The sequence below is a fragment of the Vibrio ordalii ATCC 33509 genome (assembly GCA_000257205.1).
Classification (GTDB): domain Bacteria; phylum Pseudomonadota; class Gammaproteobacteria; order Enterobacterales; family Vibrionaceae; genus Vibrio; species Vibrio ordalii.
Map to the genome: position 1 here is coordinate 1 of AEZC01000240.1, position 13,512 is coordinate 13,512.

At 44.3% G+C, this 13,512-nt stretch carries 10 protein-coding genes and 2 pseudogenes; 5 read left to right on the forward strand and 7 right to left on the reverse strand.

Annotation, left to right across the window (positions count from 1 at the left end):
- Positions 1-103 precede the first annotated feature (103 nt).
- Positions 104-887: pseudogene (locus VOR_RS18080) on the forward strand (EamA family transporter).
- Positions 888-992: 105 nt separating this feature from the next.
- Here the strand turns inward: VOR_RS18080 and VOR_RS0115975 are convergent.
- The 7 genes and pseudogenes from VOR_RS0115975 to VOR_RS0116005 form a co-directional block, all read right to left on the reverse strand.
- The gene (locus VOR_RS0115975) at positions 993-1,466 is read right to left on the reverse strand and encodes a DUF2947 domain-containing protein (protein WP_010320690.1); all 474 of its coding nucleotides are present in this window, start codon (positions 1,464-1,466) and stop codon (positions 993-995) included.
- A 56-nt stretch (positions 1,467-1,522) separates the two neighbouring features.
- Positions 1,523-2,102, reverse strand: a pseudogene (gene rimJ, locus VOR_RS18085) (ribosomal protein S5-alanine N-acetyltransferase).
- Complete coding sequence (tyrR, locus tag VOR_RS0115985; protein WP_010320691.1) at positions 2,102-3,646, reverse strand: transcriptional regulator TyrR; 1,545 nt, start codon at positions 3,644-3,646, stop codon at positions 2,102-2,104. The pseudogene rimJ and the gene tyrR overlap by 1 nt, the downstream one beginning before the upstream one ends.
- A gap of 122 nt (positions 3,647-3,768) precedes the next feature.
- Positions 3,769-4,794 (reverse strand): YcjF family protein, encoded by a 1,026-nt coding sequence (locus tag VOR_RS0115990; RefSeq protein ID WP_010320692.1) that lies wholly within the window; start codon positions 4,792-4,794, stop codon positions 3,769-3,771.
- Complete coding sequence (locus VOR_RS0115995) at positions 4,791-6,170, reverse strand: YcjX family GTP-binding protein (protein ID WP_010320693.1); 1,380 nt, start codon at positions 6,168-6,170, stop codon at positions 4,791-4,793. The genes VOR_RS0115990 and VOR_RS0115995 overlap by 4 nt, the downstream gene beginning before the upstream one ends.
- 145 nt (positions 6,171-6,315) lie before the next feature.
- Complete coding sequence (locus tag VOR_RS0116000; RefSeq protein WP_010320694.1) at positions 6,316-6,501, reverse strand: hypothetical protein; 186 nt, start codon at positions 6,499-6,501, stop codon at positions 6,316-6,318.
- A 104-nt stretch (positions 6,502-6,605) separates the two neighbouring features.
- A complete protein-coding gene (locus VOR_RS0116005; RefSeq protein ID WP_010320695.1) occupies positions 6,606-8,126 on the reverse strand; it encodes a fumarate hydratase in 1,521 nt (506 codons plus the stop codon).
- A gap of 176 nt (positions 8,127-8,302) precedes the next feature.
- Between VOR_RS0116005 and pabB the strand changes: the two genes are divergently transcribed.
- The 4 genes from pabB to VOR_RS0116025 all read left to right on the forward strand — a co-directional run bounded on the left by pabB (position 8,303) and on the right by VOR_RS0116025 (position 13,404).
- On the forward strand, positions 8,303-9,694 hold the full coding sequence (pabB, locus tag VOR_RS0116010; RefSeq protein ID WP_029627292.1) for an aminodeoxychorismate synthase component I: 1,392 nt from the start codon (positions 8,303-8,305) through the stop codon (positions 9,692-9,694).
- A gap of 65 nt (positions 9,695-9,759) precedes the next feature.
- On the forward strand, positions 9,760-10,389 hold the full coding sequence (locus VOR_RS0116015; protein ID WP_010320697.1) for a CoA pyrophosphatase: 630 nt from the start codon (positions 9,760-9,762) through the stop codon (positions 10,387-10,389).
- A 298-nt stretch (positions 10,390-10,687) separates the two neighbouring features.
- Positions 10,688-11,941 (forward strand): aromatic amino acid transport family protein, encoded by a 1,254-nt coding sequence (locus VOR_RS0116020; RefSeq protein ID WP_010320698.1) that lies wholly within the window; start codon positions 10,688-10,690, stop codon positions 11,939-11,941.
- A gap of 101 nt (positions 11,942-12,042) precedes the next feature.
- A complete protein-coding gene (locus tag VOR_RS0116025) occupies positions 12,043-13,404 on the forward strand; it encodes an L-serine ammonia-lyase (protein WP_010320699.1) in 1,362 nt (453 codons plus the stop codon).
- The last annotated feature ends 108 nt before the right edge of the window (positions 13,405-13,512 follow it).

A 13,512-nucleotide genomic window follows, 5' to 3' on the forward strand; every position in this document is an offset into this window, starting at 1 on the left:
TTTATGATGCGCTTACCCTTTAAATCCTCCGCTCGTTGTTCCTATTAACCCCTTTATTTTTCAGGCATAATCGGCCCGTTCCTTTTAATTCGTTTGGATGTGTATGCGACCGATTAACTCTCCTATATTCTTAGCTGTCTTGACTCTACTTTTAGCGATGACCACCATTCAATCTGGCGCATCATTAGCCAAGCAACTGTTTCCTATTGTTGGTCCGGGTGGAACCATTGCACTGCGTGTTGGCCTCTCTGCATTAATACTGTTAATGATTTTTCGCCCATGGCAGTTGCGACTTTCTCTTTCGCAGTGGCGCTCAATGATCATTTACGGAGCAAGCTTAGGTGGCATGCAACTGATGTTCTATTTTGCGATTGAACGAATTCCTCTTGGTATTGGGGTTGCGTTGGAGTTTTCTGGGCATTGTTTTTTTATTGCCCGATCTAACGGGTGTCGATGCACTTGATCCGATTGGCGTTGCACTGGCTTTAGCGGCTGGCGGATGCTGGGCAGCCTACATATGGTTTGGTCAAAGGGCGGGGAGTGTCGGTTCTGGAGGCGCAACCGTTGCGATAGGAATGACGATTGCGGCCCTGTTTGCGTTTCCAATCGGCGTTGTATTATCAGAGGCATCTATTTTTACGTGGTCAATACTGCCTATGGCGTTATCTGTCGCGATCCTTTCAAGCGCCGTACCTTATTGTCTAGAAATGTCGGCTTTAAAACGTTTGTCTACACAACACTTTAGTGTGTTAATGAGCTTAGAGCCCGCCATCGCCGCATTAGCTGGATTAATTATTCTTCAAGAACAATTAAGCTTAACGCAATGGATCGCCATTACGATGATCATCACGGCCTCAATGGGTAGCACGCTATCGGCGAAGAAATAAGGTAAACATTTTAAAATAGCTCAGCACTGCTCTATCTAAGCTTGTTAAAAACCCTTCTCTTAAGTACAAAAAAGCAGCCTAGGCTGCTTTTTATTCGTTTATTCGTTACTTTCTATTACCCAATTTGACTTTGCCATTTGAACCAAACCATAACGCTTGAGCACGGCGACGCCCCAATAAGATTGGTCCATCATCGTAAAATAAGAAATTTTTCCAGTATTTTTTAAATACCGACCATTGGGTTTCGATAATATTGTACTTTTCATAACAAAAATAAACGGTCACGTCATTTTGCCAATCAATATGGGCCAAAATATCAACGGGTAATGATTCATCGTCACTTTCCCATTCTTTCATCCAGCTAATTTCATTGATCCAACTGCCTGCTTTACGAGGCCAATCTTGAGAACTTAACCTCTCTGAATCTGGGCTTTGAGCACTGATATTTTCCAGCCAAAACTGAGCCGCTCTGGCTTGAGACATGGGTTTAATATGCACCAGATCTTGCTCAGGAACTGGCATTGATTGGTGAGTGAAAATCCATTTTCTTTGGTATTGATCCAAAGGCAAATACGACATTGAATTTCCTTAATGTTTTAGCTGACTTGTGAATATACTTTTAAAACGATGACCCATTAGCTTGGGCGCCAATCAGCATTAACCAATGCTGTTAGGTTGTGATCTTCCCATTGGTCATCAATGAGCAAATAATTTTTAGCGTGACCTTCGGCCTGAAAGCCCATTTTCATCAACACCGCTTCACTGCGTTTGTTGATTGGCATATAGCTAGCCATGATACGGTGTAGGTTTTGTACCTTAAACATGTAGTGGCACGCCATTTTTAATGCACGGCCCATGATGCCTTTACCTTGTGCATTCTTCGCTAACGAATAGCCGAGATTGCAAGCATAAAATGGAAAGCGGGAGAGGTTACTAAACGAAATGGTGCCAAGCATGTCACCACTGTTAATATCGATGATGAGCAAATAATAGCCTAATTGCATTTTTATGCAGCTCACCAAGTTTAATCAGTCGCTGTACCCAACCGTGAGCCTCAAAAAACGCCGCTTCTCGTTTAGGTTCCCAAGGCCGTAAATGTTCACGATTACTTGTAAAATAGGCGGCGATCATCTCCGCATCTTCAAGTTTTTCGGTTCGCACTAAAATATCATTGTCCACTTCATACACTTGGGACAAGGTGCTGCATGACTGCATCAATTTTTCCTAATTCCGTAGTCGCGTAGCTTATTGGCGATAGAGGTGTGTGATACGTTTAAACGCTTGGCTAATTTACGACTTGAAGGGAAAGACTGATATAAACGTTCCAAAATTTGAGATTCATACTCTTTCATAATGTCATCTAATGAGCCATCAAGATTGACATGGGTATTGCCAGTATGAACGGTTTCAAGCTGCGGCAAATGGAACAGATCCACTGTTAACTGATTATCAGACATCTCCGTTAGTGCCCTGAGCACCATGTTGTCCAACTGTCGTACGTTGCCTGGCCATTGGTAATGAGTAAGCTGATCCACCAAATCTTCCGCTAATAGTGGTTTGGCCATACCCATTTTCTTAATGTGCTTCGCCACAAATAGTTCAAGCAATGGCTGAATGTCGTTAGGCCGCTCACGCAAAGTAGGAATACGGAGAGTTAACACATTTAGACGATAAAAAAGATCTTCACGAAATGCGCCTGATTCGGCTAAATCCGCCAACTTGTGACGCGTCGAGGCAATCACACGAACATCAACATGAACTTCATGCTCCTCACCAACGCGGCGGAATGTACCATCTTGCAAAAAGCGCAGTAGTTTAATTTGTAAATGAGGACTCATCTCCCCTATTTCGTCGAGAAAAACGGTGCCGCCATTCGCCTGTTCAAAAATACCTTTATGGCCTTGTTGATGATTAAATGACCCTGGCGCATGACCAAACAACTCGGTTTCCGCGACATCATCCGGCATTGAAGCACAACTCAGTACCAAGAAAGGAAAGGAGGCACGGTGAGAGCGATTATGACAAGCCTTGGCCAACATCTCTTTACCCGTTCCGGTTTCGCCTTCTATAAGCAAAGGTTGATCAAGCATTGACAGCTTCTTAGCTTGGCTAATGAGCGCTTTATGGCGGTTAGAAACTCCGACAAAATGTTCAAAACCAAGGTTATTGTGCAAGGGCAAAGCATCATCGACGACGCCGCTAGGGCTTTTAGAACGAATCATCATCATAGTACTCGCCAAGGTGGATTCTTTCGACTCACCCGTAATATAAACAGGCATCATCTCCATCAGATAATCGAGACCATCGTGCACGATCTCCTCACGTTGTCGTGCTTTGTTTCCTTCAAGCCAGCGTGATAGATTAAAGAAAGGTAATAATGCGGAAATAGGCTGCCCTATCATCTCTTTCTCTGTTTTGTTAAACAGCGATAACGCTGAATAGTTTGCCATATCCACAAACCCTTTCAGATCAATCGCCAGCACCGCATCAGGCACGTTGTTGAGTAATGAAATCAACTCGGTGTTATGCCGCTCCATGGGCATGAATTGAATTTTCCGAACATCTTTTACGCCAGAAATTCGGCGAATTTCAGTCATCAATTCACTGAATGTTTCAAAATCAATATCTGGGCAATTGAGGTAAATAATGCCGATGACATCGATCTCAATCCCACGCAAATCAATCTTTCTCGATGCAATAATATCGAGCAGTTCTCGGGTTAGGCCGAGTCTGTCTTCACAAGAGACTTCAAGACGCACTTAAAAATCCTAATAGAAAGTGTCAGGAAAAGTTGACAGTAGTTTCTATCAAGCCTTGTATGGCGTCAAGTTATCTCATGTTTTGAGGTTCACATTCGGGCATATTATTTGATAAATGTTGCTTATTTCACCGTAAGCGCGGCGATTCTTGCGACGATCTGTTTGCGAATCGCCCCTAATTTTACTTTTCTCTCTGGCTGCCATGTCATCGGCCTGAGCAGTGCCATGGCTTTCAAACCAAGACGAGCGGTCAATATTCCCACTCCTAAACCTTGCCCTGCCCGCGCGGATACTTTTCCGGCTAAATCCATAGAAAGGAGATCCATGCTGGCGTCGATGGCGAGTTCGCTAGCACCTGCCGCAGCCATATTAATCAATACGGACTTAAATAAAGAGAGACGAGACCAGTAACCCAATGGCACTCCATACAGTTTTGCCAGTTGATCAATCATAGTGAAATTACGCCATGCTACTAACAGCATATCTGCGATGGCTAAAGGGCTAATTGCCACTAAAGCTGCCGCTTCTGTTGAATATTGTGAGACGATTTTGGTTGCTTGTTTATCTTGTTCACTCACCACCATAGCATCGTACATATCGAGTATTTCAGCATCACTGTGTGAAGCATTAACGCTATTTAACCAACGATCATAGGCTGGGCTTTCGGTTTTTATGCCACTTTGTTTAGCTAGAGCTAAACAGAACGCGAGCCCATGGCCAACGCTGTCGTTTTGCATAAGCTGTTCGCTTTGCTCTTGAATACTAAAATGATGGCGAAGTGCTCGTAACTTCCACAGCTCTTTGATTAAGGTACTTAAGCCTAACGATGCCAAACCAGCAATAAATCCCGCCCAGCCTAATGCTAACCAGTCCGCTGATTGAATCGCCGTGATAACTGAATCGATAGCTTGCCAACCGATTAAACCTGCAAAGCTTATAACTAATGCCGCAGCTCGCCATTTCCGACCTTGTGGTGGACGAATGATTTGCTCCAACTCTTTTTCCGCAGCACTCTCTTCATTGCTGATCGGCATTGGAATGAAGGCTTCATTATTTTGAAACTGCTGTTGAGCCGTAAGCTCTGGCGTACTCTTCTGTTGTGATTCTAATTTTTGATTAAAGATTTGCTTGGTTTTTAAATCACTCATTTCAGCTTATCTCCAATTAAATATTCCAACGCTTTATCTAAACGGATATGAGGGCAAGGTTCATCACAGCTAAATGCTCTTGGTTTAAAACTGGTGAATTCAAACCCTTGATGCTGCCAATACTCTTTGTTAGGTAACTTTTTCGGCACATCGCCGGGAAAAACGGTCAAAGTTTCGCCATTGATCGTCACACCTTGTAAGGCTGGAATGGTGCGCTCACCGCTATCAATAAAACCCGCTTGTGTGGCCTGTATCGATGCCATACTGATGCAACTCATCTCAATATTCTCATAGGCGGCGCTTTGCCAAGCAGGATGAACCATCTGCTGCAGTAACGACACCAAATGCGGATGTTGTTCAGGGGTGACATGATCCGCTTTGGTTGCGGCAAACAGCACTTTGTCTATCTTGGGTGCAAATAGACGCTTGAGTAAACCATTACGACCATAACGAAAGCTATGCATAATCTGCTCAAGCGCACGACGCATATCCAAAAAGGAATCGTAACCTTCATTGAGTGGGGATAAGCAATCGACTAACACAATCTGCCGATCAAACGTGGCAAAATAATTTTTGTAAAAAGCTTTCACAACCTTGTTTTGGTATTCTTCATAGCGTGCTTTTAACATGCTGTAATGACTATTGGGAGCAGGCTTGTCTTCACCGTACGGATTACGGCATGGGAAAAACTGCAGTACAGGCGCACCTTCTAGCTCTCCCGGCAACACAAAACGCCCCGGTTGCACCCAATGCAAACCGGCATTTTTACACGCGTGCAAATACTCCGTAAACAGCATCGACAATGAAGCAAGCTTTTGCTCATTGGCGTCTTGCGTTACATCAAGTTTAGCTAACCCCTCAAGCCACGGCTCGGCTAATGAGGAACGCAGTTCACTTAGCGCTGAAAACTGCTGTTCTGACCACTGTTCATAGGTCATTTCGAGCAGAGGCAGATCCAACAGCCATTCACCCGGATAGTCGATGATATCGAGATAAAGTGTGGCCGTGTGACCAAATAATTTTTTACTGCGCTTTTTAGGTTTGTATTTGATCGCTAGGCGAATTTCGCTGACGTCACGAGTGGGTACAGGCCAATGTGGCGGTTCGCTGTGTAACTGTGACATCGCTTCATCGTAAGCAAAGCGTGGAACCATTAAGTTAGTTTGAGGGACACGTTTTGCACCCACAATGCGTCGGTCACGCGTTGCGGAAAATAGCGGTAAATTATCATGGGTAGAGGTGTGCAGTAATTGGTTCACTAAGGAGGTAATAAACGCCGTTTTCCCCGCTCGCGATAACCCTGTGACAGCAATTCGAACGTGCGAATCTAATCCACGGTTAATTAAATCAGTCATTTCTCGACGAATGTGCTGCATTTACTCACTCCACTTCATTTGATGACGCTATTTTATGTGTATTCATCTTAATCGGAGATGAACAAAAAGCCCCTGACGAGAATCAGAGGCTTAGGCTTCTTTGGCCAAAAAATTCGCTGTTCTGTGTTGAGCCGCTCACATCGGATCAATCATCTTCTATTAATTTATAAATCACAAACAATGCAGCCTCAAGCATCACCCATAACACGCAGGTGATTGTGACGTACTTATCATCGAAGATGCTGATGCCATGTAGAATAAGGTCATAGCCGAGGAAAACCCCAACCACAATAGCGATAATAATTTGTAATATTTTAATAAAACGAGGCATCTACCCTCCTAAGTTTTGCAAATGAGCATTTCAATTATCTATTGATTTATAGACGATAACTGCAGCCTAAGCTGCAGTTATCGTGAGAACGCGATGAGATCAGATTAAGCTTTCTTTTGAGCTTCGGCAATCTTCACTTTCCATGTGTCTGGGCCTATTTGGTGAGCATTCGCGCCACGCGAGTCCACCGCAACCGTGACTGGCATATCTTCAACTTCGAATTCATAAATGGCTTCCATACCTAAATCTTCGAATGCCACCACGCGTGCTTTCTTAATCGCTTTCGCCACTAAGTAAGCCGCGCCACCCACCGCCATCAAGTAGACCGCTTTGTGGTTTTTGATTGACTCCACCGTCGCAGGTCCACGCTCTGCTTTGCCTATCATCCCCATAATGCCCGTTTCATCAAGCATCATGTCGGTAAATTTGTCCATACGTGTCGATGTGGTCGGGCCTGCTGGACCAACAACTTCATCACCCACCGCATCAACGGGGCCAACGTAATAGATAAATTTACCTTTTAGATCAACGCCTTTAGGTAGCCCTTCGCCATTTTGCAACATCGCTTGGAGGCGCTTATGAGCAGCATCACGGCCCGTTAAAATCTTACCGGAAAGAAGCAGTGTTTCACCGGTTTTCCACTCTTGAACCTCTTCTTTAGTGACCGCATCAAGGTTAACTCGCCGCGCGCTTGCCCCTGCATCCCACACAATTTGTGGCCAATCTTCTAGCTTTGGTGGTGTAAGTTCAGCAGGGCCAGTACCATCTAGCGTAAAGTGAACATGGCGGGTCGCCGCGCAGTTGGGGATCATACAAACAGGTTTAGAGGCGGCGTGAGTCGGCGCTGTTTTGATTTTTACATCCACAACGGTGGTTAAGCCACCAAGCCCTTGCGCACCAATGCCTAAACGGTTCACGCGGTTAAAAATATCTAAACGCAGTTCTTCTTCCGCATTTTGTGGGCCACGATCAATCAGTTCTTGAATATCGATATGCTCCATCAGTGATTCTTTAGCAAGCACAGCTGCCTTTTCCGCGGTGCCGCCAATACCAATGCCGAGCATACCCGGAGGACACCAACCCGCCCCCATCAAGGGTACGGTTTTTTCTACCCATTCAGCAATGTCATCGGAAGGATTGAGCATTACCATCTTGGTTTTGTTCTCACTGCCGCCGCCTTTGGCTGCGATTTGAATGTCGACTTTATTTCCTGGCACCATATTGATATGAACAACCGCAGGCGTATTGTCTTTAGTATTAATACGCTTACCAGCAGGATCCATTAATATAGAAGCGCGCAATGGGTTATCTGGATTGGTGTACGCTTGACGAACTCCTTCATCAATCATTTCTTGCACCGTGAGATCAGACTCCCATTGCACATTCATACCGATGTTGACAAAACAGGTTACGATGCCGGTATCTTGGCAAATGGGTCGATGCCCTTCTGCTGACATGCGCGAGTTAATGAGAATTTGTGCGATCGCATCTTTCGCAGCTTGGCTCTCTTCACGATGATAAGCCTTTTCTAGCGCTTGAATGAAATCCAGGGGGTGGTAGTAAGAGATATATTGAAGAGCGTCAGCGACACTGCTGATCACATCCTGCTTGCGAATTACCGTCATTGCGTGCCTCGTTATTGTTATGCTTCCCTTGATTGTTGCGTGTTCCTCATTTAATAAGCGGTCAGCTTCTCAGCAAAAAATCAACTTATTGATGTGATTCAATCAAGTAGCAGCTTTTAATTTGCATTTTATGATACTCTTGCTTTACTCAACACGCCATGCAGTGATCGGTCTCTTTGTCACAAATTACGCAAATGAACAACAACGAATTCAATCATATCCAAGTTAACGCACTGACTTACCATGTCGATCTCGCTCACCAATTGTTTTCTAAAATCGAAGACTGCCCGTGGGCTATGCTGTTGCGCTCCGCCTCTAAGGTTCACATTGATAGCCGTTTTGATATTTTAGTCGCGGAGCCATTGGTCACTTTAGTAACACACGGCCATAAAACAAGGGTATGCGAGCCTCACTATCGCTACCACTCTCAAGTCGACCCATTCCAGCTACTCAAACAATTACAGCAGCAATATTTACCCGATGTTCAAAGCGATATAGACCTTCCTTTCGTGGGCGGTGCACTCGGTTATTTTGCCTATGACTTAGGGCGGCAGATAGAACGAATTCCAACGCTCGCTGAACACGATCTATCCACACCTGATATGGCAATTGGCCTCTATCAATGGGCTGTGGTCGTTGATCATTTGCACCAAGCCGCTTATGTGGTGGGCAATCATATTGATGAGGCATGGCAATGGCTCAACACTCAGAACCCCAAAAACAACGGCCATTTTGCATTACGCTCTGATTGGCAATCCAACATGAGTAAAGAGAGCTACCAACGGAAATTTGAGCAAATCCAGCACTATTTGCTCAGTGGTGATTGTTATCAAATCAATCTCGCACAGCGCTTTAAAGCCGACTACGAAGGCAGTGAATGGCAAGCTTACCAAAAACTAGAAATGTTTAATTGTGCTCCATTTTCAGCTTTTATCCGCCTAGAGAAGTCAGCGATTTTGAGTGTCTCTCCCGAACGTTTTATGCAGGTCAAACACAACATTATTGAAACTAAGCCAATAAAAGGCACCCGCCCAAGAAGCGATAACCCAGACATTGACGCCGCTAACGCCGCGGAACTTGCTTGCGCAGAAAAAGATCAAGCAGAAAACTTGATGATAGTGGACCTATTACGAAACGATGTTGGCCGTGTAGCAAAACCGGGCTCTGTACATGTGCCTAAGCTGTTCGATATTGAAAGTTTTCCTGCCGTGCATCACCTTGTGAGTACCATTCGCGCAGAACTTGACTCAGCCTATTGCGCTGCCGATCTATTAAGAGCCAGCTTCCCCGGAGGCTCAATTACTGGCGCACCAAAAGTACGTGCAATGGAAATTATTGAGGAGTTAGAGCCTCACCGTCGTAGCGCTTACTGTGGCAGCATCGGCTATATTAGTCGCCACGGGACAATGGACAGCAGTATTACTATCCGAACTTTGGTGGCAGAGAAGCAACAACTGCACGTTTGGGCTGGTGGTGGTATTGTTGCTGATAGTCAGTGTGAGCTTGAATACCAAGAAACCTTGGATAAACTGAGCCGGATTTTACCTGTGCTCGAACAAGCTCGTTAACCTTTCCAAGGTTTATTGAACTAGGCTAAAAAGAGATAAATGTAACATCCAGGTTAGTAAAGAAAATGAAGAGAAACAGTGTACAGACTGCTCCCCCCTTAACAAAAGATCGGCTGATCCAGCGTTTTCAGTTACAACAACCTGTGCCTTATCATGAGGAATCTATCCGTCGTGTGGCACACCTTGCTCCTCAAACCTTGCGTAAGGCTTCGGTGTTAATTGGTTTTGTTGAGAGGCCGAATGGCCTAAACGTAGTATTAACCAAAAGAGCTGCGCACCTTAAACATCATCCAGGACAAATCAGTTTTCCTGGCGGGAAATATGAGGAAGTCGAAGGTTCACTGCAAATCACAGCACTTCGTGAAGTAAGAGAAGAAATTGGAATTCTAGCAAACGACATCACTATTTTTGGGCAACTGCCTGAATTGGTTACCGTCAGCAAATTTGTAGTGACCCCTTTTCTTGCTTTTATCAACCCCAATTATAAAGCCATTATTGATACCAATGAAGTGGATGAAATATTTGAAGTCCCTGCCCACCATCTGTTTGATCGAAACAAACTCTATAGCGAATTATTTCAAGTAAAAAATCAACGACATCGCGTTTTCGCCATCCCCTATCAACATCATTTTATTTGGGGAATGACAGCGCAGATCATTCATGTTTTACAAAAACAAGTTATTCAACCTCATTAATATTCCAACGATTCAACATAAGTTTAAATAACACCGATGATTATTTTTCCTTATTGAACTCAAAAGCAAACGTTTGGTGTGAGTAAATGTTAATCGAAGCATTATATTGATAACTTTTACTAATTCAAATCATTAACATTACTCACATGTAGCACGCCATTTTCGTGATCAAAAATGGGTTTTTGACATATCATTCAGTAAGCACGAACGTTACATGATTTAGATCTAGTTTTCGAATGAGAAAATTATGCAAAATGCGCTCGACTTATTTCCTGTTCCCAAAAATGAGCAATACAATATGAACACAACAACTTCGTCGGCATCTGCCGTACAATCGTCTAGCAAGTGGACTTATAAAGATTTCACTTGGTGTCTTTCACTTTTTGGTACAGCCGTTGGTGCCGGTGTACTTTTCCTTCCAATTAAAGCTGGTGCGGGTGGTTTTTGGCCATTAGTTATGTTAGCCCTAATTGCGGCGCCAATGACTTGGTTCGCACACAAAGGCTTAGCTCGCTTTGTTCTTTCTTCAAAAAATGTTAATTCTGATATTACTGACACAGTAGAAGAGCATTTTGGTAAAACTGGCGCAAACCTTATTACGTTCGCATACTTTTTCGCCATCTATCCTATCGTTCTTATCTACGGCGTTGGCATCACAAACACCGTTGATTCCTTCCTTGTTAACCAAGTTGGCATGGAATCGATTCCTCGTTGGCTACTTTCTGGCGCACTAATTGCTGCCATGACAGCTGGCGTAATCTTTGGTAAAGAACTGATGCTAAAAGCGACGTCTGCCATGGTGTATCCGCTGGTTTTCATTTTATTAGCTCTTTCTTTCTACCTTATCCCAGATTGGAACACTTCAATGATGGAAGTAGCGCCTGATTGGTCTGCGATGCCAACCATCGTTTGGCTTGCTATTCCTATCATCGTGTTTTCTTTCAACCACAGCCCAATCATCAGCCAGTTCTCTAAAGAACAACGCCTACAATACGGTGACAACGCGGTTAAGAAAACCGACATGATCACTGGTGGCACGGCCATGATGCTAATGGGTTTTGTGATGTTCTTCGTGTTTTCTGTTGTGCTATCTCTGTCGCCAGAGCAGCTCGCGTTAGCAAAAGAGCAAAACATTTCTGTGCTTTCTTACCTAGCAAACATTCATGAATCACCAATCATCTCTTACATGGGTCCTCTTGTTGCCTTTGCAGCGATTACCTCTAGTTACTTTGGTCACTTTTTAGGGGCACATGAAGGCCTAGTTGGTTTGATTAAATCTCGCTCAAATAGCTCGATAAGCCAGATTGAGAAAGTTTCACTGATTTTCATCGTGTTGACTACTTGGATTGTAGCGATTGTAAACCCAAGCATTCTAGGCATGATTGAAACCATGGGCGCACCTATGATTGCTGGTATCTTGTTCCTACTGCCCGTATTTGCAATGCACAAGGTTCCTGCAATGGCCAAGTTCAAGACTTCAGCACCAGTACAGATTTTCACAATTATCTGTGGTCTTGCTGCTATTACTTCTGTAATCTACGGCGCTCTTTAATCTGGTGGTTATATCAACCGTCATGAATACAGAATACAGAACATAACTATAATAATGAGCCTCCCTCTTAGTTAGGGGGGCTTACTTTTGAGGTAATCGATATGATTAGTGTATTTGATATCTATAAAATCGGTGTTGGTCCTTCAAGCTCACATACCGTGGGGCCAATGAAAGCGGGTAAAGAGTTTATTGATGATTTACGTTCAATGGGAAAATTGCGCGACATCACTAAAATCACCGTGGACGTTTATGGTTCATTATCACTGACAGGGAAAGGTCACCACACAGATATCGCTATCATCATGGGTCTTGCTGGTAACACCCCTGAGAAAGTGGATATCGATGCTATTCCAGGCTTTATCGCACGCGTTGAAGAAACCGAGCGTCTTCCCGTTGGTATGCACTGTCATACCGTATCGTTTCCTAAAGAAGGTGGAATGAATTTCCACAAAACGAATTTGTCTTTGCACGAAAACGCTATGCAGATCCACGCGTGGATCGATGATGAAGTCGTTTACTCAAAAACCTACTACTCTATCGGCGGTGGCTTTATCGTTGATGAAGAGAACTTTGGTAAAGAAAAAGAAAACCCAATTAAAGTTCCTTATGTCTTCACTAGCGCTGACGAGATGATGAGCCAATGCAAAGAGAGTGGTCTTTCAATCAGTACGCTGGTAATGGCTAACGAAAAAGCACTGCATTCTGATGAAGAAGTTCGTACTTACTTTGCCAATATTTGGAAAACCATGCGCGAATGTATGGACCGTGGTATGAATACTGAAGGTATCTTACCAGGGCCTCTTCGTGTTCCACGTCGGGCAGCAGCGCTTCGTCAACAGTTAATGACCTCAGAAAAGACCACCAACGACCCAATGGCGGTCGTTGACTGGGTAAACATGTACGCTTTTGCAGTGAACGAAGAAAATGCCGCGGGTGGGCGTGTAGTGACGGCACCTACTAATGGCGCATGCGGTATTATTCCTGCAGTGTTAGCTTATTACGATAAATTCATTCAGACCGTTACTGAAAAAGATTATATCCGTTACTTTGCCGCCTCTGGAGCTATCGGTGGGCTTTACAAGCGTAACGCTTCTATTTCTGGTGCGGAAGTGGGTTGTCAAGGTGAAGTAGGTGTTGCCTGTTCGATGGCAGCAGCGGGCCTTGCAGAACTGATGGGGGGAAGCCCTGAACAAGTTTGCATGGCCGCTGAGATTGCAATGGAGCATAACTTGGGTTTAACCTGTGACCCTGTCGCGGGACAAGTGCAAGTACCTTGTATCGAACGCAATGGTATTGCTGCAGTGAAAGCGATCAACGCAACGCGGATGGCGCTACGCCGCTCATCGGCACCTCGTGTTTCGCTCGATAAAGTGATCGAAACCATGCTTGAGACAGGTAAAGATATGAACGCCAAATATCGTGAAACTTCCCAAGGTGGTTTAGCGATTAAAGTCGTTTGCTAACCAACACCTATCTATTTAAAAACCCCGTTCATTCAAGCTTAACGCCACTCGCTTAATTGTGAGTGGCGTTACTGGAACTGCAAAAAACTTCTTAATTAACCTTGTGCT